Genomic DNA, 20,660 nt, shown 5'->3' with positions numbered 1-20,660 from the left:
GTTATCTACTCAGGTTTATTTAACGTATTGATCCCAGTCGCCGTAGTGCTCCTTGATCTGCCCACGGGGAATGGCTAAAGCGGCAATCAGCAAACCGACGACCAGGCAATTCGTGGCCAGTATACTAGGTACACCATCTATAAACCAGATTCCACCGGCTACGGTTAGCCCCAGCAGCACATTCAGATACCGGCCCATCCGTAGCACCTCGCCCATACTGATAACTGCGACAACTACGATCAGGGCTCCGCACAGGTGGTTCAAACTAGCCGTGGGTGTCTGGATGGCTACCCCGAAAACGGCCGGCGAGAACACCAGCCAGATACCCAGTGCGACCGACAGCGCTAAAGTCCAGGGAAAGCTCATCCCCCAGATCGACGCCTGAAAAACGGTGTTCTGCTGCTGCGGGAAGCTCATGATTGTTGGCGACCGCTCATCCGTTGAGCCGCCATCGACACCACCGCCCCGCCAGAATACTTTCCAGAAATTTTCGCCTTTGCTGATGCGCTGCTTCATGTACTGCACCATAGCGATAACTTCATCCACCTCCAGCGGAATCATAGGCATCATGATGACGGCCGCCAGAATGCAGAACGTACACCAGTACCCGACTACGAGCGGCTGCGAAATGACTAGAAAGATATGGACCAGCCCGAGCGGAATAACCAGAATACCAAAGAACGTAACCATCCAGGGCATGGTACGCCAGCGGGCCGAACTGCCCATCCAGCCCATCAGAAACTCGAACGTATAAGCAAACGAGCCCAGGCCGCCGTCGGAAACCGGCAGCGCGTGCGACATGGCTGAATTCAGGACGTGGATCGTGCTGTCGCCAAAGAACGGATCGTAGGGGTGGCTCAGGTAACCCAGCTGAAAAGCGGCCAGGTAGCGGGATACCAGCCAGCCCAGAAAACCCAGCACGATCATGATCCAGCGCTGGGGCCAACTCGACGGATTGTACGACCAGCCGGGCGGGGTGTCGGGGCCCATTTCCATGTACATGATCATGTTGGGCATACCCGGAATGAGAATAGTCAGGCCAATAACGAGTACGCCAACCAACGTATCATTCAGATAGGCAGCAGCCGAGGGCGACCATAAAACGAGTGGCGCCATGCTGAGCCAGATGCCAACGAAGCAGCAGATCCAGACACTGACAGGGCGGTTGGGTCGTAGCGATCGATACCCGAAAACAATAAGAAGCACACCACTGATAATATCACTCCATCGCAAGGCTTCTATCCGATCTGGCAGCGACAGCCAGACCGGACGCCCTCCACTGGGCATCACCGGGTTTTTGGCGTAATCGAAGGTAAACGGACTGACCAGCACCCACACCCCCAACATAATAACCAGCCAGTAGATCCAGAGGGTTTGCATCTGGTGGCTGTTCAGCATGTCGGTACGTTGCTGCGGGCTCATCATCATGTCATGCCCGTTGTCGTGGTCCTGCTGCTTGTCCGGTTCGTGCATCATGGGGCGCGTAACCCCTCGATTACCCATCTGTTCCATTAGTAAAGCCGTTTTTAAAACAACTCAGTAGACTACCGGTGGTTTGTAAAACCGGCAGAATACCAGAATCTTACACTGATTTTCCGGAATTCTGTACACAGTCAGGGGCAAGATTGCGGTGATGGGAAGTATAAAAAGCCGGCGGGCTACTCTGGAATTTGTTCATGAACAATCTCCAGAATAGCCCGCCGGTATGGACTAGGGGCAATTAGTATTTATCGGCCCGGTACGAGTACTTCTCAAACAGCAGATTGATGGCCTGTTTGACCTTGTTCTCATCCCGGTCAAAACCGTTCGTGTTGGTTAAACCCGACGAGATCCCACGCCAGATCACCTGACCGCTTTTGGTATCGACCAGATTCAGAATGACGGAGCCGGCTGGCACTTCAAACGTTTTTTTATCCTCGGGCTCCCGGATTTCGTTCGCGCCGAAATAAGAAACACCGTAGCTTTCGTATCCTTCGATTTTGGTCGGTTTATCAAACACGCGGAAGTTGACTAGAAGATCTGGGGAATTCCGCGTGAACTTATACCCGCGCCCATCCAATGAGAAGGCAACAGCATCACGAATTCGTTTTTTCAGCTCCAGGTCATTGAGAAAATAAAGGCCCGGATCAAGTTTACTGTCAACCTGCGACGCCCAGGCGTAGGTTTTGTATTTATCAAAATTGACGTCCGTTGCCTGATCGACGTCCGTTGTCATTTGTTGGGCCTGGGTTAACGTAGCGGTCAGGAGCAGAGCCAGCGCAAAGAATACAGTTTTCATCTTATGTTGAGTTAGTTAAATGAACAGCGACAGAACTAATAACTAGACGCCTTACTAAGTATAACTACTGGTCTTTCGAATTGTTGGCCAGAGTTTTCTGCGCGGGTAGGGCGGGGCGTGAAAGAATAGCCGGTCCGCTGGGTTGCTGTTCGAGCAGAACAACCGTATGTGGGTACGGCATGTCGATACTGGCTTTGTCAAGCGCCAGCTTGATCTGAGTAACTACCTGATCGCTTATTTTTAAAACGTTGGCCTGATGAGATTCTGTCCAGAAATAAACCGTCAGATTAACGGAGGAACCGGCCAGTTCTGATACGTACACCCAGGGAGCGGGCTCGGTCAATACGCCATCAACACCAGCCAGTACGTGGTGAATAACCTGCCGGGCTTCTTCGATCGAGTCGGGGTAACCGATCCCCACCACAAATTTTACCCGGCGCTTGTCAAAGGCCGTACGGACAGTTATTGAACTGGTGTACACATCGCCGTTGGGTAAAATTACCCGCTCCCCGTCATAGGTTTTCAGACGGGTCGACCGCATGTTGATGTCTTCGACGGTACCTTCGAACTCCTTCACCCGAATCTGATCGCCAACCCGGAACGGCCGACGCCAGAGAATCAGCAAGCCGGCGAAAAAATTCTGTAGAATGTCCTTGAAGGCAAACCCGATAGCTACAGACGTAATCCCGAGGCCAGCGATAATATCGCCGGGTTTAAACGAAGGAAAGATCACAACACAGGCTACCAGAAAACCGAGAATCGTAATGAGCATACCAACAATACGGCTAACAAGGTTCGCCAGCATGTTGTCAATAGCGTGGGTCTGAACAGCTACTTTGTTGATTACTTTCTGGACTACTTTACCCAGTACCCAGAAGAGTAAAAAAACAAACAGGCCAACCAGCAGATACGGTAACCGTTCGACTGAGCCTTTCAAAAAGTCGCGCACCGTACGCCAGAACAAAACAAACCCATCGTTCAGCGTAAATGGCGGCTCATTTACCGGATCTGTCTTCGGCTGTAAATACATTAATAACGTGAGCATAGGGTAGCGGTGGACTAATTGGCTGATAGCGAATCCGGAAGAATAGGAGCCGGGTTATAAAACATGACCAATGTGCCCATTCGCTGGTTGGGGGCGGTGATGGGGGCCGAAAGCTCGTAGGGTTTCTTTGGATTGAAATACACGCCCTGTTGCTGGAGTAGATAGGCTGGAAAGCGCCCCTCGAACGTAGTGCCCTGGTTTTTCTTGTTGGTGGAGATGGTGATTTTCCCCGCCGTATCAACCAACAGCACCTCTCTAACCCCGCGGTCTTTCACCAGCGTATTAAAATATTCGTTGACTTCGCCAGCTTTATTCTGGAGTAAGGCATTCCGGACAGCCCACACGAACGCCTTCAGACCAAAAGTGAGTTGTTGCCGGTCGTTGGCCAGCTGGTTCTGCTGAACTGCCGTGCGCAGATTGGTCCGCTCCTGCTCAAACTCGTTGTTGAGCTGCCAGTTGCGGAAAAGCAGATAAGCAGATGCAATGATAAGTACGGCAATAGCGGTATACAGGACAGCGTACTGACGGTACCAGACTGTCGTTGAGGAATTGGTAGTCATTGGATTAGTGATTTGTTGTTTTTACGGATTGAACTATAACGGATGGTTCAGTTACTAAGTAGAACTGCCCGAAGGTCGTTGCTGTTTGAGACTCAAAACCAGTCTTCCCGAATCTCTTTGTGCAGGGCTCCTAGCTGTTGCTTTTCGTAAGAGGTCGCCAGTGTCGCGTCACCCTGCTCCAGTAGTAGTCGAATCTGCTCCTTTACCACAGCCTTCCGCTCATCTGTTTGGGCATGATTTCCCACGAGCACCAGCGCCCGTAGCAGACGACGTAGCACGGCGTGGTTTCCCTTGGCATTGATACGCGGTAAATCAAAGGCTAGCTGAATGTAGTTGGTAAACGTAGCTGAATAGGTCAGCATCCGAAACTGGTGCCCGTCGGAGCGGAGAGGCCCCGGATAGGTGCGTTTGGCCAGTTGCTCGCAGATACTACTGAGCTGATCCACGGCCATAACGGCTGTGGTAGTGTCGTTAATGCCGGGCGATAGAGCCTTCAGGACCACATCGACCAGCTGCTGAATACCAAAACTAACGTCCTGCTCGACGCTGCGGTGCCGGCCAATGTTGACAAGGTTCAGCAGGTTATCGGGCCAGTCGGGTTCAGCGGGATCAGGCCGGGTCATGTCGCTGCGTACACTAAATACCGTATCGTCCTGCGCCACAAAGCCGCCAATCTGCTTTTCGACCCGGATAACAACCTTATGGCGGGAAGCCCACTTCAGCAACTGTTTGGTATCGATATGTTGCAGGTAACCCGAGTGGCTGGCTACAACCGGATGCCAGCCGATTTCCTCCTCGGCGTATTGTTGTGCTGCTTCCGCCTGTTCTGGGTTATCGATGGTTTCGCCAACACGACTGGGAAACAAGTCATCGATGGCATCGAGTGTTTCGTCGGTGATGTTCTGCACGATCGTGCCTGTCTGCATCGACTCGGCGATGTGGTGAATGAAGAAGATCAGCGCGATAACACCACCCAGGGCTAGCACCAGACCGGCCAGAACGGCCGTAGCCGGCACAAATTTCTGCTCGTCGGTACCGCGAATGGTCCCCAGTACAATCAGGCAATACGTGAAGGTGCCGACAAAGTACCCCATGACGAACTGGTTGAGCCGATCCCGCATGAAGTTGCGTAGAACACGGGGGGAATACTGGCTACTGACCTGCGAGATGGTTGACAGAGTAAGCGAAAAGGACAGGGTAGCCACGGTCAGCATTGAACTGGCAATGGCGGATAACATACCCCGCGATCCCTCGGCGCCAACGCCAAACAGAAGCGGAAACTGTTTCTGTCCCTGCCAGGATGTACTGGCATCAAATTGAACCAAGCTGTAGGCCAGGCCGAAAGCACCCAGGAGCATTAGTCCTGGTACGAACCAGAGCGATTCACGTAGCTGTTGCCAGTATTGGCTTAAACGGTTCGTCATTTATATAGAAAATACTATAATGACAACCGTATCTGCCCGAAATGGTTACAACATTTGTGACTACGCTGAGCCGGGGGCTTGCCTGAAAAGAACGAAGAAACGCCTGTAGATGTGTAAGAACGACCGGCGCTTGCAGCCGTACCAAAAGCCGCTGGTCGGCGAAAAGGAAGGCTTTCTCGCGGCCTCTGTTTTATAACCCTTTACGAATTAGAGAAGTATCCTAAACACTACCTATACCGATGAAGAAACGGCTACCCGCCATTGCCACTATTGGCTTGCTGCTGACGTGTATAGGCTGCGCCAGCGTACGGCAACGTAGTGAAATCACGGCTCTGAACCAGATTTTCACTATACCGGGCCGACAGCAGCTGTTCGTCTACAGCAAAGGGAAAGTGATTTCCAAGACCCTGCCGCACCGGGCTAAAGCGGCTCTGTATGAGAAAGGCGATACATTATATGCGGAATTCATTGCGACCAGTCTACGGCCCGACGACAGAAACCCCGCTACCATTGACCAGACGGATTCGTCGGCTACGTTGTTCGTGCATTACAACCCCGTGCTCAACAAGCTCGAAGAAAAAAGTCCCTGGTTTCGCTACCAGACCTCCGGGCTTGATATTGACCTGGTAACCATGCCGCTGCAGTACCATTTTGCCACAGATGGCCTGCCCGGACAACTGAACGATTATCCGCTGAATTTTCATGTGCATATCGGGCTGCTGTCTGAAGTGGGTCGCTACCGCACTACGTACTTTCGGCGGAACCAGCGGTCGGAAATTCAGTCGTTCAGCTTTGGTATCGGTGGGCTGATTGGCGTATCGCCCATGCTGGTGAACTCCTTTAACACGAACGGGACCGTTCCCGACGAGTACCAGGCGCTGGGTATCAATTATGGTCTGTCGAGTGTCTTTAGCTTCAAGAGCTTTTCGGCTGGTTTTGCGCTGGGATACAGTAAACTGACCGACCGGAACGACCCCGTTTGGGTGTACCACAGCAAACCCTGGCTTGGTCTGACGCTGGGCGTAAACCTGAATTAGTCCTGTATGAAACTGGCCTACCCGACGCTGTAAGGAAATGGGCAGAAGATGGGTCATAAATAAACCAATCCTATAGACTAGGGTTGTATTGAAACGTTACCAAACCTGTCAGTAAACGCACTCCAGTATATGAAGGCAGCCGTATTCCATAAAATTGGTGATATCCGGGTTGAAAACACGGCCGATCCCCGCGTTGAAGATCCTCGGGACGCGCTTATTCGCGTTACCTCAACTGCTATATGCGGTTCTGATCTGCACATTTACGACGGATTTATTCCCCAGCTTCAGAATGAAGTACTGGGGCACGAATTCATGGGTATTGTAGAAGATGTCGGGTCCGGCGTTACGAATCTGAAAAAGGGCGATCGGGTCGTGGTACCGTTTACGATTGCCTGTGGCAAGTGCTTTTTCTGCGATCATAATCTGCAGATGCACTGCCAGAACTCAAATCCCGAACACTATGGGCCAGACGGCGGACTGCTGACCGAAAAGGGGGGTGGTCTGTTTGGGTACACAGATCTGTATGGCGGCTACAATGGCGGTCAGGCGGAATACGTCCGGGTGCCCTACGCTGACTACGGATTACGGCACGTACCGGAAGAGTTGACCGACGAACAGGTACTGTTTCTGACGGATATTTTCCCGACGGGCTGGAGTTCGATCGAGTGGGGTGAACTGCGCGGGGGTGAAACCGTAGCCATCTTCGGATCGGGTCCGGTGGGACTGATGGCCCAGAAATCGGCCTGGATACAGGGAGCTGGCCGGGTCATTGCCATCGACCCGCTGAATTACCGGCTGGAACGGGCAAAACGGGTCAACAAGGTAGAAACAATAAACCCTAACGAGGTTGACGTAGTTGAAGCTATACGACAGATGACGCAGGGCCGTGGGGCTGATGTCTGCGTGGACGCCGTGGGCATGGAAGCTGATCGATCGCTGCTGGATAAGGCAAAGGCCGTTCTGAATCTGGAAAAAGGCACGCCCAAAGTACTGGAGTTGTGTATGCAGGCAGTTCGGCGGGGTGGTATCGTGTCGGTGGTGGGTGTGTACGGAACCCCTTTCGACAACTTCCCGGTTGGCCGGATGTTCGACAAAGGCGTTACGGTCCGTTTCGGTCAGTCGCAGGTCCACAAAAATATCGATCACCTGCTGGATCTGGTAGTGCAGGGTAAAGTTGTCCTGGACGATATTATCTCGCATACCCTGCCGCTGTCTGAAGCCGCACGGGCGTATGATATGTTTAAGAATAAAGAAGACGACTGCACCAAGGTCGTTCTGAAACCTTAATAACAGTTAATCAATTAGTAAACTCAACAATGGAAAACCTAACCGGAAAAACAGTCCTGATCACAGGAGCAACCAGCGGCATTGGCCGTGAACTCACGAATCTGTTTGCAAAAGACGGCCATAACCTGGTACTGGTAGCCCGTTCGGGCGAAAGTCTCGATCTGATCGCAAAAGAATACGAGGAGCAGTTTGGTGTAAAAACCATGACGATAGCGCAGGATCTGGCTGACCCGAAAGCGGCAGAGACCATTTACGAAAAAACGAAAGGAACCACGATTGATATTCTGGTAAACGACGCCGGGCAGGGAACCTACGGCAAGTTTGCTACCGAAACCGACATCGAGCAGGAACTGGCTATCATCCAGACCAATGCTACGTCGTTGGTGCACCTGACCAAGCTGTTTTTGAAAGACATGGTTGCCCGTAATTCGGGTAAAGTCCTGCTGCTGGGCTCTGAAGTGTCGGTATTCCCGAACCCTATGATGGCTGTGTACGGTGCAACGAAGGCCTTTGTCAAATCATTTGGCGAGGCCATTCGGAATGAGCTGGAGGGAACGAACGTAACGGTTACGGTGCTGATGCCCGGTGCCACCAATACCGACTTTTTCCAGAAAGCAGGTGCCACTCACGTCAGAGGGGCGGACCCCTCGAAAACAGCTGATCCGGCTGCGGTTGCCAAAGAAGGCTACGAAGCGTTGATGCAGGGGAAAGATCACGTCGTAGCTGGCTGGACAAATAAAGCCCGGGTAGCTATGGCGCACGTACTGCCCGATCCGCTGCTGGCCAAAGGCGTCCGCCGGGATATGACACCCAAAGATGAATCGGAAGATGAATCAACAAATGCAGCCGTAAACGTAGCGATCGGGATTGGCGTCGTAGCTGGCCTGCTGGCCGGCATTTATTTCGCTTACCGGCAGAGCAGCCCTTACGACAAAGTGAAATACCGGTATAAAGCGAACAAGGCGCTCAGCGGATTGAAGAACTCATCGGCAGCCGCTGTTGATTCCGTGAAAGGATCAGTGCTGAGTGCAAAAGGCAAAGTGGATAACTCACCGGCTGGCCTGGTTGATTCCGTAAAGGGAGCACTATATAACGCAAAAGCCAGCGTGGAAGAAGCACTGGCCTAAACGCCAGCAGACGTACCGAAGGCTACCTACTGACGAGTAAATTCGGTAGAATCTGAGTAGTATATCATTAAAATCCGGCCATAGAAAAGGGTGTCGAAAGACGCCCTTTTTTATGCGTATACGCTAGGCTGACGCCCTGATCGATCTACCGCCTAACAAAGATACTTAGTCTGTAGATTTAGTAAGATCGTGTTAATTTCTTGTCTTGGTGTACCCGCTTATAAATCCTATCACAACGTTACAAACCGCGGGTTTTGTAAACATTAAGGAAGGCCGTTCGCTACACTGTTGAATTATTTTTCGTCCCATGAAAAAATGAACTACTATTTTTCGCAGTGTTACCATAATTTTTTAAAAAGTAACTAACATATACTAAAAACGGGGTAGTTACACTAAGTAACTACCCCGTTTTTAAGTAATTGACAGCCAGTAATTAGTAAATTTATTTTGTCACTTTCATAGTGCCCTGCATTACGTAAAAATGCCCCGGAACCGAGCATTCATACGTATAATCGCCTGGCTTATCAGGAGCCACAAAGTAAATGGACTCGCTGGTATTAGGCTGCAGGAGATTCGTGTGGTGCAGGACTTTATCCGTTGTCGGTATATAGTTACGTTCCTGCCCTTCGAGTCCTAGCTTCATGGCCAGCTCACCCACCTGAATGGCTGAGCCCGGCTGCACGACCACGAAATTGTGGAGCATGTCGTCCTCGTTGTTGAACACGACCCGCACCTTGCTGCCGGCCTTCACCTGAAACTGTTCTACCGAAAACTTGAGGCCCGGTTTGGTACCCATATTGATTGTGAAATCAGGTTCACCCCAGCCCGCTGGCATTTCGGTAACCCGTTTTGGACCGGCATTAACAGCGGTCCTGCTTGCTGCGGCCGGTTTAGCCGTTGTTTTGCCCTTCGTCGTCGTTGCCGCCGGTTTTGACGTATTCATCGCCATCGCCGAATGATCGTGTTTAGGAGCCGCCTGGGCAATGTTCAGCTTCTCGCCATCGGGCAGGTTATTCAGCGTGTAATAGCCTACCGCATGGAGCAGGGCGCGGCCCTTGTCAGAGCGGAGACCGTCCGTTTTGATTTCATGGATGTAGCCCAAACGCAGACTGTCGACAACGAGCCGGGCTTTCAGACCATCTTTCGACACAACAACACCCTTGATGGGACAGTTGGCGCGGTTGATCACCGGACTGCCGTAGGTTGAGTGGTACTTATACGAAAAACCAGTCACTTTGTACGTCTCCGGATTAGCTGCTAGATCCTGGTCGACGGGTTCGGTGAACTCAATCTCAAAACCGTCGGGCATAGCGTGAATGGTTCGCATTTCGAACGGCATCTTGCCCGTCCAGACCACCCGTTGCAGACTGAAGAGCTCCTTACCCGTCGACGACCAGCCTCGGCTGGTCATGCCTACAAACATGGAGGCATCATGTCCCCAGACCAGGCGTAGTACCCCCGATGAGAAACCTTCCCGGAAGGGAAAAACCACGCCCTGGTAGGCGCCTTTTACTTTTTCCAGATCGACGCGGGACAGGATACTCTGACCCTGATCGCCCACAAAAAGCTGGTTGTCAAACGGGCCAAACTTCCCGTTCGTATTGTCCGTCAGCAGCCCCGAGGTCGAGATGCCCAGAATACCGTGGGGCAGCCAGACGGCGGGCGCTTTCAGCGCTTTAAAGTTTTTCGCTACGTCATAGAGCGGTTCGCCGGTGTTGGGGACATCCTGCGGTTTAATTTTCAGCGGAGAACCCGGCAGGTCCGTCCAGCGCAGACTCTCGGCATTGCCCAGAAAATCGCCTTTCTCCACCTGCGAGATCCGGCCCGAACCAACCCAGTCACCTTGGTTTTCGGTGTAGAAATAATCACCGGCTGCGTTCATGCCGTAACCCGCCGGTGAGCGCATACCAGCCGCAAAAGGCGTCATTTTTCCCTGTGGGTCAACTTCGATGGTCCAGCCTCGCCAGGGAGCCAGACTTACGCCATGCCCTAAACTATTGCTCCAGCCCACATTGAGCGTAATGAGCATGTTGCCGTTGGGAAGAAACGTAGGACCGTAGGAATACTCGTGGTAGTTACCCGACAGTGGCCAGGAATAAACCTTGTCGTACGAATCAGCCTTACCGTCGCCGTCGGTATCGCGCAGGCGGGTGATCTCGCTACGTTGTGTTACGTAGATGGCCCCGTCGCGATACGTCAGACCCAGCGGTTCGTGCAGGCCGTAGGCAAAACGTTTGTAGGTAGGCTGGGCTGAGCCCGCAATGTACGGGTTCGATACCATCCAGACTTCGCCCCGCCGGGTACAAATTGCCAGGTTACCGTCGGGCAGGGTAACCATCCCGCCTACCTCCAGAATAATATCTTCCGGAACGGGCAGCGAAATCAGTTTATAAAAATCATCTTCTTTCTCGGGATCCGCCTGGACTTTGGCCAGCCCTTTTGGCTGAGGGGCCGGCTGTTTGCTGCTCGAACTAACGGGCAACCCGTCTTTCGACTGAATCTGACCAAAAAGCAGTCCACTGGTGCAGGTAATCCCCGCCGTCAGCAGCGCCGTTTTTAGCAGTGACTGTATGGGAAAAAATGGCTTGTTCATGAATCGACGAATGGGGTAGGGCCTACCAGATAAAGGAATAGGAGACAACATTGCCTTTTTTAGCGCTGACGGGGAGCAGCAGCTCTTTTGTGTTTGTGGCCGTGGTTCGGATAACGGGTTTTTCTTTATCTGCCAGCTCGACAAAATACTGTTTGCCATTGACGGCGTAAAGGCCGTTGGGCAGCTGGGTAATGTCGTTACCCGCGGCCACCCGGCACCAGATTTCGTTAGGAGAGTCTGTGCCCGGCGTGGCGACGCCCGGCGTTACTGTAAACGTATGGGTTAATTTCCGTCCTTCGTCGGCCGTTGTGATCGACTCGCGGACGGAAGCCGTACCCAGCATTGACTTGAAGACCGGCCGACCAGCTTTGTCGATATCATAACCCATGTTATTATAGGTTGCGTTGGAGTCGGGCCAGGCTGCCTGCTCGTTCGCCAGCACCGCCAGCGACGGTTTGCCGGGTAACTCGATCACGCTGCCCCGCGGTACGGCCAGCTGCGTTTCACCCCGACCATGCCACATGGGTGTCGTTTCCAGGAAATCACCCCGCCAGATAGCTAATAGTTCACCTTTTTGCAGGTCGAGACTGTAACTCGCCCGGCCGGGTTCGCCCACAGCGATCGTATGGGTATGCTTCTTGCCGTTATGGTTCATAAAACCCCGCTGCATGGTGGTTTCATTGTCGGCGCGCAGGCGAATCTGTCCCACGGGTTCCTCGGCCCGGATTACTTCGTTAAGCGTCGTGTACTGAACGCCCGGTCCTTCGACCGACAGGCTGATGTCATCGCCTTTGGCGTACCATAACTTATAGGTTTTATAATACGTCAGCTCAACGGGATAATCACCAGCCTGTAGTTGTGTCGTCAGGACAGCGGTACCGCCGTTCTTTCCTGTAATATCGAGTAATTTCTTGCCGTCGATGGTGAGCATACCCGCGCCGTTGGGGCGTTCAGGATTCGTTTCGGCAGGAATCCAGCTCAGGTTCAGTTTGAGGAGATACGTTCCCGACGTCGGTAAGTGAATGGTTCCGGTGATTTTCCCTCCGAATTTATCCAGGCTGCCGGTACCCCGGTGCGCCAGCAGATCGATCACCATTTCCCGGCGTGGAGTCTGCGCATTTAGATCGGCAAACGATCGGAAGTTACCTTCGTAGGTTTGCAGTTTGAGGTTCGACAACGTAACGGGTTCGGTACCGTATGCTTTATAGCGGATGTCACGTACCGCCAGCGATCCCTGCTGCCCTTTGATGACGAGTGGAGCCGTTGCTTTCTCGTCCTGCGCGACAGCCGAATGAGTCGGGCCGGTCAGTTCAATGTTTTCGTGAATAGTAACACCGTTCAGTTTGACGCTCACGAACCGGGCATTGGCCGTTTTGCGGCCCTGCGCGTCGAAGCGGGGCGCCCGGAACACGATGCTGTAATGCTGCCACAGACCCGGTGCCCGGTTTACGTTCTGAGCGGGCGCGTGGCCCTCGTAGCCCTGTTGACCAGCAGTACCCTGCTCGTTCCAGCGTTCTTCAATAGCGCCACCGTCACTAACCGTCGGCGTTTTGGTGCCCCAGCTATCGACCAGCTGAAGACCGTACCGACCCTGAAGCAGCAGTAAGGCTTTGGCGTCTTTCTCCAGCATGACGTCTATTTCGAGAGCCAGATCGCCGTGCTGCAGGCTGGTGCTGATCGGGTCGTTGGCTTTGGCTGTTGGGAGGTTGACCAGAATACCCGTGCCTTTGCCAAGGCTGGGTTTGCCCGCTTTGTTCACATCGTAATAAACGTCTCCCGCCAGCTGCCAGTTGGAGCCGGTGGCCAGAAAGCCCTGCATGGTCTGCAACGGTATGGTGGAGTAAGGTAATTCGTCGGTTTGTGCCGCTGTCCTGAATGCACAGGCAAGGAGAAACAGCAGGCAGTACCAGGGTTTGTGTTGCATAAAATGAAAATGAAGTAAAGGATTATTGGTAGAAAAGGCGTTTTTCGCTGTGGATTACTTACTAGCTACGCAGGTTGGAAGAGACCACTGACAACAGAAAGAGTACAAACCGAAAAGAAAGAAACGCCCTATAAACCTGCCGAAACGGAATCGTAGTTTTTTCCGGAAAGTTCTTATATTTTAACGAAATTTCACCACTAATCAAGGCTTTAATTTCGTTTTGCGGTTAAAAAAGTACTAAAGCAACCTTCAGAACATCCTAGCCATTCTACTTTCTTTTTGACCAGCGAGCGAATCATCGGGGTTTTTCATTCATTTTTGCGGGCGTTTTACCAATGGGTACTTATACCCGACCTACATGATTCGATTTTTTACGCTGATGCTAACGGGGTTCTTTCCCGCAATGATCCAGGCTCAGTCGACAACAAATACCGACACGACAAAAAATCTGGCTCCCGTTTACGTAACGGCTTCCCGACTGCAGCAAACAGCCGCCGAGCTGGGACGTAACGTAACGATCCTGCCCGGCCGGGAGATCAGCCGCTTCCCGGTCAATTCGCTGGACGATCTGTTACGGGTGCTGCCGTCGATTGACGTACAGAGCCGGGGGAGCTTCGGCGCTCAGGCCGATATTACTCTGCGGGGCAGTACGTTCAACCAGGTTTTGATTCTGATTGATGGTATGCGAATCAACGACCCGTTGACGGGCCATTTCGCGGGTTATTTCCCCATTACACCGGCCGAGATCGAGCAGATCGAAATTGTACGGGGCGCTGGCTCTGCCGTGTATGGCCCCGATGCCGTGGGCGGTGTGATTAATATCGTCACGAAAACGTTTGCCGCCCGGGCGCAGCAAACAAAGACTACGGAAGGACAGGCCACCGTGCAGCGGGGGCAGTGGAATCTCTGGAACGTTAACGCGGGGGGCTTCCGGCAAACCGAAAAACTGCGCGTAGGGGGGGGCGTATTGATCAATACAACGCCCGGTCAGGCACTGGCCGCGCCCAGCACGCAGCGGAACGACGTCGACTTAAAAACGTACTCGCTGTCGGGAAGCTACAGCTTTACACCAAAAATCAGCCTGGCGGCCCGGGCTGCGTTCGATCGGCGGGATTTCAACGCGCAGTGGTTCTACACAACGAGCACGGCCGATCTGGCGCGTGAGACAACGCTACGGAATCTATACCAGGGCCAACTGCGAATTCAGGAAAGTGCCAAACAGCAGACCGAATTGCAGTTTACGCATATCTACTCTACGGATCGCTACGTGTTTAACCCCAGCCCGACGTTCGTACCGAGTAACCACCGGATGCAGTTCTCGCTGGCGCAGTTAAACCATTTTATGCAGCTGAGCGACCGCTGGAAAGCGAGCGTGGGTGGCCAGTATGATAACCGGCAAATCCAGTCTAACGACCGGGGCGACCATACCACCTGGCACTGGGGCGCCTTTGGTATCCTGACAACGCAAACCAGCTTTGGGCTGACGGCCACGGGAAGTCTGCGCTTCGACTGGGATCAGTCGTTCGGGCGGGAGCTGGTACCGCAGTTGAACCTGAGTTACTCTCCGCTGGCGCAGCTGGTGGTACGTGGCTCGGTGGGGAAAAGTATCCGGGCGGCCGATTTTACAGAACGGTACACGTCCAACAACCTGCCCGGCCCCCTGTCGGCGGGTCGGAACATTGGGCTACCAAATCTACAGGCCGAGCGGGCGCTGAACGCCGAACTTGGCGCCGACTGGATGCCTGCTTCGGGGGTTACCGTAAAAGCAACGGGTTTCCTGCGTAACGGCAGTAACCTGATCGATTACGTAAGTGTATCGGGGGCCGACGTAATTCGGCAGACGGGTCTGACCAACGTAGCTGCCGACCGGATGTACCGACTCGCGCAGAATCTGTTTAGTGTGCAGACGCGCGGTATTGAGGTTGAACTCTGGATCAAAAAACAACTGAGTGACAAGTCAACAATCGACTTTATTGGGGGGTACACGCTCCTGAATACGGCCAGTCCGGTTGTTTCTCAGTACCTGGCCAGCTTTGCGCGTCATCAGGTAAACAGTAGCCTGGTACTAACCGCTGGCCGGTTTAACCTCGGTCTGACGGGGCAGTACAAAGTCCGGAATCAGGCGGCTGTGGAAGCCATCAACCGGCAGCTGACGGCCAACTACAAAGTATTTAACGCGAGAGCTGAATTTGCCGTGCTGGCCAATGTATACGTAACGGCACAAGTCCAGAACCTCTTTAACGAGCAATACGCCGATATTCTCGGTGCACAGATGCCTGGTCGCTGGGCGATGGGTGGCCTGCGCTGGCAATTCCGGAAAAACTAAGTGTAAACAGGACTACAGGACCGTGTAAGTAAAACCAGCGTTGTTGTGTATGACCCGCCGGGCTTCTGAAACTCTCGCCCACCCCGCACCTGATGCCGCATAAGAGTAATCAGGCTGCTAACCAGCAACGAAATCAGGCTGGTGATCTGAAGTCCAAGGGCCGATGCGGGGGCGGTATCTTTTTCTCTCCTGGTTACTACCGTAATAACCCGGCCGGATCATTACGGTAGTGGTAGAATTTGTAAGGCTAATGCGCTAAACCTGATGTATTTAGTGGGTTACCTTTCCGAATTTTAGGTATTAACGAGGAAACTTAGGTCCAAGAACTTTAAAATCAACCAGAATAATGAAATCGCTTATCAAATCTGCTCTGTTTACGATGTCGGTTGTTGCTATGACGACGGCTTGCTCTTCGAACAAATCTTCGGAATCAACCACGACCGTTCCAGGGGATTCGACCACGACGATGATGGCCGATTCGACCATGACGACGGATTCTTCGTCGACGATGATGTCGTCTGATTCTGCTTCGATGCCAATGTCAACATCGGCTGCGTCAACGTCGGCTACGTCGACGACCATGACCAGCACTACGAACTAGTCGTTCTTTACTGCTGCAATAAAAAAGGTCCGCTGTTCGAACAGCGGACCTTTTTTATTGAGAGTCGGGTGTCAGTTGCTCTTCCTGTTTTTGCCGAACCTGCTGCCCGATGGGGACGTAGTCGACTTCGCAGGGGTAGCCAAAGAGACAGTAATCCTTAATTCGCTGGGCGACCCGTTCGGGTACCATCTGTTCCCAGCCATCTTCGCCCTGCTGAATCATTTCCAGCACCCGGTCGGTAGAGATGTGAAGATTTTCCTCGTTGTAATCGGTGATATCCTCGATTTTGTCGTTCCGCACCAGGTACTGGAACAGCGGTTCCATTGTGGGGGAAAGCTCAAATTCGTTGCAGGTATAAACCGCGTCGTTGCGCAGGGTTGGGTAAACAAACAGTTTGACCTTTCGGCTGAACAACGTAGCAAATGATTCCAGAATGCCCCCCGGCAGAAATTCGTAGTGGTCTTCTTCGAAAATGTATTCCAAATTCGGAATCCCAACAACGAGCCCGATCTTGAGCCGCGTTAGTCGGGCCAGGTAGGCCACCAGTTTGTAGTATTCCAGATAGTTGGAAATCATTACGGTCTGGCCCATGGAGCAGAGAATATCTACCCGGTCCAGGAAGTCCTTTTCGTCGATACTCTGATCGCTCGATTTGAGGTTGTGCAGGGTGAGCTCGGCAATGGATACGACCCGGTTTTCGTCGACATCATGCTCGGCCTTGAACTGTTTGACGCCGTTTTCGATCATATCCATCTGGACGTTCGTAACCGGCCGCAGCCGTCCGCGCATCACCAGAATGTTTTTCTTGTACAGCGCTTCCGAGGGCTGCAGCACCTGCCCGTCGGGGCCAAACAGGGCCGCATCCGTAAAGCCATTGCGAACCAGGTGCAGGCTCATCAGCCGGTTGTCGACGTCCGCAAAATCAGGGCCGCTGAACCGGATCATGTCGATCTGAATACGATCCGGCGTCAAGTCATCCATAAGCGAGAGAACCAGCGTTTCGGGCGATTTGGCGTAATAGAAAGCGCCGTAGATCAGATTGACGCCAATAATCCCCAGTGCCTGCTGCTGCACAACGTTTTCGTTATCCAGCATTCTGACGTGGATGATGACGTCGTTGTAACCTGACTGAGGAGAGAGCTGAAACCGGCAGCCGATCCAGCCGTGGGCGTCGTTGGTTTTTTGATAGTTCAGCGCGACCACCGTATTCGCAAATGCAAAAAACGTGGTTTCGGAACCACGTTTTTCGGCAAGTCGCTTTTCCAGCAGGCTATATTCTTTGCTCAGCATTTTAACGAGCCGAGACTCGACAACGTAGCGTCCACTCTCTTCGACCCCGTAAATGGAGTCACTAAAGGTCATGTCATAGGCCGACATGGTTTTAGCGATGGTACCCGACGAACCGCCGGCTTTAAAAAACATAGCGGCCGTTTCCTGGCCCGCACCGATCTCGGCGAAGGAGCCATAAATCCGGCGATCCAGATTAATACGTAGTGCTTTTTGCTTCGTGCCTATATTCTTTTCGTACATCGTGTTGGATACTTAGCTGGTTAAAGATACGCATACAAACGCACAAACATAGAGATGAGCAGCCCTGCCCCTGTTCCTTGTCGGCATCAGCCAGATTGCCGGGTATCGAATCTACGGCTCTATATTGTCGTACTTTTGCCTATACTTTTACCAGTGAACGTTACTAGTAAGTTAACGTAAATTGACCAGCAAATGGTTGGCAAATTGTCAAGATCATTTACATGAACATACCCGTTATCCCGACTGAACGGACGGAACTACCTATACAACCCACCTGGCGCCAATTTTTGTTGCCTGGGCTGTTTATTCTGGCGTTCTTCTGTTTCTTACTGGATATTGCAATAGGAGCCGTATCGATTCCTTTAAAAGACGTTACCCAAATTGTGCTGGGCCAGGGATCGGAAAACACGGCCTGGCTCTATATTATCCAGAAAATACGACTGCCTAAAGCTGTCACTGCCGTCGTTGTGGGCTGTGGCCTGTCGGTGAGCGGCTTGCAGATGCAGGCGCTGTTCCGAAACCCCCTGGCCGGGCCCTCGGAGCTGGGTATTACGGCGGGGGCAGGGCTGGGCGTGGCTGCGGTGATGCTCGGGGGTGGAAGCAGCGCCAGCCTGTACGCCATTCGTCAACTTGGTATTTCGGGAAGCTGGCTGCTGGTGCTGATGGCGTCGCTGGGTTCGGCGCTGGTGTTGCTGCTGGTACTGACCATCGGTGGGCGGCTGCGCGACAATGTGGTGCTGCTCATTGTGGGGGTTATGGTAGGAACCATTACGTTGTCGGTCGTTAGCATCTGGCAGTATTTCAGCCAGCCCGAACAGTTGCAGGAATACCTGATGTGGACGTTTGGTTCGCTGGGGGGCGTTGTCGACAGTCACTTGCTGGTGCTGGGCGGTACTGTTTTGACCGGACTTGTCCTGGCTTTTGCCTCGTCCAAATCGCTGAACGTTTTGCTCCTGGGCGAAAACTACGCCCGGAGTATGGGCCTCCACGTTGGCCGGAGCCGACTATTTATCCTGATCAGTACGAGTTTGCTAACGGGCAGCATTACCGCTTTTTGCGGGCCAATCGGGTTTGTTGGGATAGCGGTACCACACCTGACCCGTTCGTTGTTTGATAGTGCCAATCATCGGCTTCTGATTCCGGCGACCTGCCTGATCGGAACGGTACTGATGCTCCTTTGCGACAGCCTGGCTCAGTTACCTGGTACGCAGTCGGTACTACCCATCAACGTCGTTACGTCGCTGCTGGGTGCCCCCGTCGTGATCTGGATCATTGTGCGTCAAACGAACCTGCGGGCGGCCTTCGCATGAACGAATCACAACCAATCCTGACAGCCCGTAATCTTACAATCGGGTATAGTAGTCGTAAACAGGCCGGACGCGTAGTGGCTGAATCGCTCACGCTGGATGTATGGCCGGGGCAGCTGGTCTGCCTGCTGGGGCCGAACGGAGCCGGGAAATCAACCCTGATGCGCACGCTGGCTGGGCTTCAGCCCCGACTCGGTGGGGTGGCAAAACTGGCCGGGCAGGAGCTGAATGACGTAGCCCCGGCGCAACTGGCCCGCAACATGAGCCTGGTTTTGGCCGAGCGGGTTGACGCGGGAAATCTACGGGTGCGGGAGCTGGTAACCCTGGGCCGGACACCTTATACCGGCTGGCTGGGACGTAGCACCGCTGAGGATCTGGAGAAAGTAGAAACGGCTCTGCGCATGACCAATACGTTGCAATACCAGGATCGGCGAGTGGATCAACTAAGCGATGGTGAACGGCAGAAAGTGATGCTGGCCCGGGCCCTTGCGCAGGATACGGATCTCATTCTGCTGGACGAACCCACCGCCCATCTGGACCTGCCCAACCGAGTTGAGATGATGCGGTTACTACACCAGCTCACCCGCCAGACGGGTAAGGCCATTCTTCTGTCGACGCATGAACTGGACCTGGCATTACAGGCTGCTGACCGGCTCTGGTTACTTGCCCCCGGTGGTAAGCTGGCTACTGGGACGCCGGAAGATCTGGTGCTGGACGGTACGTTTGAGGCTACCTTTGCCCGTCACGATGCCCACGCCGGATTCTATTTCGATCAGGAAACTGGCTCGTTCACCATTCACGCCGACAGCGTCGGCCCGTCGGTTACCGTAACCGGCGACGCTGGATTAGTTTTCTGGACTCGGCGGGCACTGCAACGTGAGGATTTTCAAGTCAATCAAACCGCTACGGCTACTTGCACGATTGACGCGATTCGGGTAGGTGATACGCCCTACTGGACATGTAGGCATGTAGGCGAAACGCGTCAATTCAATAGTGTCGAACAGGTGCTGGCTTTTCTGCAAAGGCTGAAAGGACCGGTTATATCAGGTAATACAACAAACGAGGATTTACCCGAGGAGTATGATTATTTACGTAACGGGGGGAGCGCGAAGCGGTAAAAGCCGGTTTGCGCAGGAGCGTGCCCGTCAGCTTAGCGATTCGCCGGTATATGTGGCCACGGCCCGGATTTGGGATGATGATTTTGGCCAGCGGGTGCAGCGCCATCGCAACGAGCGGGGGCCGGAGTGGACAACTCACGAGTCAGAACTGGATTTGCACCAGCTGCCGCTGGCTGACCGTGTCGTTGTGATTGACTGCGTAACGCTCTGGCTGACCAATCTGTTTATGGCGAATCAGAACGACATCGACCAGACACTCGCAGCCTTCAAAGCAGATCTGGATAAACTTCGGGAGATACCTGCTACGTTCCTGATTATCTCCAATGAGATCGGGATGGGTCTGCATGCCGATACGGAGCTTGGCCGGAAATTCACCGACTTGCAGGGCTGGGCTAATCAATACGTAGCCAGCGTAGCCGACGAGGCTATTTTTATGGTGTCGGGATTGCCGATGCGGTTGAAGTAATTCCTCAAAAAACGAAAGACGGCCTTTTAAGCCGTCT

Annotated in this window: 16 protein-coding genes; 7 read left to right on the top strand and 9 right to left on the bottom strand. The window is 53.2% G+C overall.

Annotated elements, in window-relative coordinates; translation table 11 throughout:
- Positions 1–15: 15 nt before the first annotated feature.
- From HU175_RS01145 to HU175_RS01125, 5 genes are all read right to left on the bottom strand, one after another.
- On the bottom strand, positions 16–1,512 hold the full coding sequence (locus HU175_RS01145) for a vitamin K epoxide reductase family protein (protein WP_176564840.1): 1,497 nt from the start codon (positions 1,510–1,512) through the stop codon (positions 16–18).
- A 208-nt stretch (positions 1,513–1,720) separates the two neighbouring features.
- Complete coding sequence (locus HU175_RS01140; RefSeq protein WP_176564839.1) at positions 1,721–2,278, bottom strand: DUF4136 domain-containing protein; 558 nt, start codon at positions 2,276–2,278, stop codon at positions 1,721–1,723.
- Positions 2,279–2,342: 64 nt separating this feature from the next.
- On the bottom strand, positions 2,343–3,323 hold the full coding sequence (locus tag HU175_RS01135; RefSeq protein WP_176564838.1) for a mechanosensitive ion channel family protein: 981 nt from the start codon (positions 3,321–3,323) through the stop codon (positions 2,343–2,345).
- Between the two features lie 14 nt (positions 3,324–3,337).
- Positions 3,338–3,883 (bottom strand): hypothetical protein, encoded by a 546-nt coding sequence (locus HU175_RS01130; protein ID WP_176564837.1) that lies wholly within the window; start codon positions 3,881–3,883, stop codon positions 3,338–3,340.
- A gap of 92 nt (positions 3,884–3,975) precedes the next feature.
- Complete coding sequence (locus tag HU175_RS01125; RefSeq protein ID WP_176564836.1) at positions 3,976–5,307, bottom strand: DUF2254 domain-containing protein; 1,332 nt, start codon at positions 5,305–5,307, stop codon at positions 3,976–3,978.
- Positions 5,308–5,546: 239 nt separating this feature from the next.
- Between HU175_RS01125 and HU175_RS01120 the strand changes: the two genes are divergently transcribed.
- The 3 genes from HU175_RS01120 (at position 5,547) to HU175_RS01110 (ending at position 8,758) form a co-directional block, all read left to right on the top strand.
- A complete protein-coding gene (locus HU175_RS01120; protein ID WP_176564835.1) occupies positions 5,547–6,344 on the top strand; it encodes a hypothetical protein in 798 nt (265 codons plus the stop codon).
- Positions 6,345–6,473: 129 nt separating this feature from the next.
- Positions 6,474–7,631, top strand: coding sequence for a zinc-dependent alcohol dehydrogenase (locus HU175_RS01115; protein WP_176564834.1), 1,158 nt, complete (start codon positions 6,474–6,476; stop codon positions 7,629–7,631).
- A gap of 29 nt (positions 7,632–7,660) precedes the next feature.
- Positions 7,661–8,758 (top strand): SDR family NAD(P)-dependent oxidoreductase, encoded by a 1,098-nt coding sequence (locus HU175_RS01110; RefSeq protein ID WP_176564833.1) that lies wholly within the window; start codon positions 7,661–7,663, stop codon positions 8,756–8,758.
- 442 nt (positions 8,759–9,200) lie between these two features.
- Here the strand turns inward: HU175_RS01110 and HU175_RS01105 are convergent, their stop codons facing one another.
- Both HU175_RS01105 and HU175_RS01100 read right to left on the bottom strand, forming a co-directional pair.
- Positions 9,201–11,351: a plastocyanin/azurin family copper-binding protein gene (locus HU175_RS01105; protein WP_176564832.1), complete on the bottom strand. Its 2,151-nt coding sequence runs from the start codon at positions 11,349–11,351 to the stop codon at positions 9,201–9,203.
- 22 nt (positions 11,352–11,373) lie between these two features.
- Positions 11,374–13,275, bottom strand: a complete 1,902-nt coding sequence (locus HU175_RS01100; RefSeq protein ID WP_176564831.1) for a family 16 glycoside hydrolase — start codon at positions 13,273–13,275, stop codon at positions 11,374–11,376.
- Between the two features lie 358 nt (positions 13,276–13,633).
- On the opposite strand from HU175_RS01100, the gene HU175_RS01095 reads away from it, so the two are divergent.
- Positions 13,634–15,601 (top strand): TonB-dependent receptor plug domain-containing protein, encoded by a 1,968-nt coding sequence (locus HU175_RS01095; protein WP_176564830.1) that lies wholly within the window; start codon positions 13,634–13,636, stop codon positions 15,599–15,601.
- A gap of 300 nt (positions 15,602–15,901) precedes the next feature.
- Here HU175_RS01095 and HU175_RS01090 read toward each other — a convergent pair whose 3' ends face one another.
- Together HU175_RS01090 and HU175_RS01085 are read right to left on the bottom strand one after the other, a co-directional pair.
- The gene (locus HU175_RS01090; protein WP_176564829.1) at positions 15,902–16,192 is read right to left on the bottom strand and encodes a hypothetical protein; all 291 of its coding nucleotides are present in this window, start codon (positions 16,190–16,192) and stop codon (positions 15,902–15,904) included.
- Positions 16,193–16,256: 64 nt separating this feature from the next.
- Positions 16,257–17,732: a TonB-dependent receptor gene (locus tag HU175_RS01085; protein ID WP_176564828.1), complete on the bottom strand. Its 1,476-nt coding sequence runs from the start codon at positions 17,730–17,732 to the stop codon at positions 16,257–16,259.
- A gap of 221 nt (positions 17,733–17,953) precedes the next feature.
- On the opposite strand from HU175_RS01085, the gene HU175_RS01080 reads away from it, so the two are divergent.
- From HU175_RS01080 to cobU, 3 genes are read left to right on the top strand one after another with little or no spacing between them, the layout of a single operon-like run.
- Positions 17,954–19,042, top strand: a complete 1,089-nt coding sequence (locus HU175_RS01080) for a FecCD family ABC transporter permease (RefSeq protein WP_176564827.1) — start codon at positions 17,954–17,956, stop codon at positions 19,040–19,042.
- The gene (locus tag HU175_RS01075; protein WP_176564826.1) at positions 19,039–20,157 is read left to right on the top strand and encodes an ABC transporter ATP-binding protein; all 1,119 of its coding nucleotides are present in this window, start codon (positions 19,039–19,041) and stop codon (positions 20,155–20,157) included. The genes HU175_RS01080 and HU175_RS01075 overlap by 4 nt, the downstream gene beginning before the upstream one ends.
- The gene (gene cobU, locus HU175_RS01070; protein WP_176564825.1) at positions 20,120–20,623 is read left to right on the top strand and encodes a bifunctional adenosylcobinamide kinase/adenosylcobinamide-phosphate guanylyltransferase; all 504 of its coding nucleotides are present in this window, start codon (positions 20,120–20,122) and stop codon (positions 20,621–20,623) included. The genes HU175_RS01075 and cobU overlap by 38 nt, the downstream gene beginning before the upstream one ends.
- Positions 20,624–20,660 lie beyond the last annotated feature (37 nt).

The sequence above is a fragment of the Spirosoma sp. KUDC1026 genome, assembly GCF_013375035.1.
GTDB lineage: Bacteria > Bacteroidota > Bacteroidia > Cytophagales > Spirosomataceae > Spirosoma.
Note: the sequence above shows the minus strand (reverse complement) of the source record. Positions and strands in the feature narration are given on the sequence as shown.

Bases quoted from the DNA above. Each gene is read 5' to 3' on its own strand.
- HU175_RS01145 (WP_176564840.1), bottom strand. From the start codon at position 1,512: ATGGAACAGATGGGTAATCGAGGGGTTACGCGCCCCATGATGCACGAA.
- HU175_RS01140 (WP_176564839.1), bottom strand. From the start codon at position 2,278: ATGAAAACTGTATTCTTTGCGCTGGCTCTGCTCCTGACCGCTACGTTA.
- HU175_RS01135 (WP_176564838.1), bottom strand. From the start codon at position 3,323: ATGCTCACGTTATTAATGTATTTACAGCCGAAGACAGATCCGGTAAAT.
- HU175_RS01130 (WP_176564837.1), bottom strand. From the start codon at position 3,883: ATGACTACCAATTCCTCAACGACAGTCTGGTACCGTCAGTACGCTGTC.
- HU175_RS01125 (WP_176564836.1), bottom strand. From the start codon at position 5,307: ATGACGAACCGTTTAAGCCAATACTGGCAACAGCTACGTGAATCGCTC.
- HU175_RS01120 (WP_176564835.1), top strand. From the start codon at position 5,547: ATGAAGAAACGGCTACCCGCCATTGCCACTATTGGCTTGCTGCTGACG.
- HU175_RS01115 (WP_176564834.1), top strand. From the start codon at position 6,474: ATGAAGGCAGCCGTATTCCATAAAATTGGTGATATCCGGGTTGAAAAC.
- HU175_RS01110 (WP_176564833.1), top strand. From the start codon at position 7,661: ATGGAAAACCTAACCGGAAAAACAGTCCTGATCACAGGAGCAACCAGC.
- HU175_RS01105 (WP_176564832.1), bottom strand. From the start codon at position 11,351: ATGAACAAGCCATTTTTTCCCATACAGTCACTGCTAAAAACGGCGCTG.
- HU175_RS01100 (WP_176564831.1), bottom strand. From the start codon at position 13,275: ATGCAACACAAACCCTGGTACTGCCTGCTGTTTCTCCTTGCCTGTGCA.
- HU175_RS01095 (WP_176564830.1), top strand. From the start codon at position 13,634: ATGATTCGATTTTTTACGCTGATGCTAACGGGGTTCTTTCCCGCAATG.
- HU175_RS01085 (WP_176564828.1), bottom strand. From the start codon at position 17,732: ATGTACGAAAAGAATATAGGCACGAAGCAAAAAGCACTACGTATTAAT.
- HU175_RS01080 (WP_176564827.1), top strand. From the start codon at position 17,954: ATGAACATACCCGTTATCCCGACTGAACGGACGGAACTACCTATACAA.
- HU175_RS01075 (WP_176564826.1), top strand. From the start codon at position 19,039: ATGAACGAATCACAACCAATCCTGACAGCCCGTAATCTTACAATCGGG.
- cobU (WP_176564825.1), top strand. From the start codon at position 20,120: ATGATTATTTACGTAACGGGGGGAGCGCGAAGCGGTAAAAGCCGGTTT.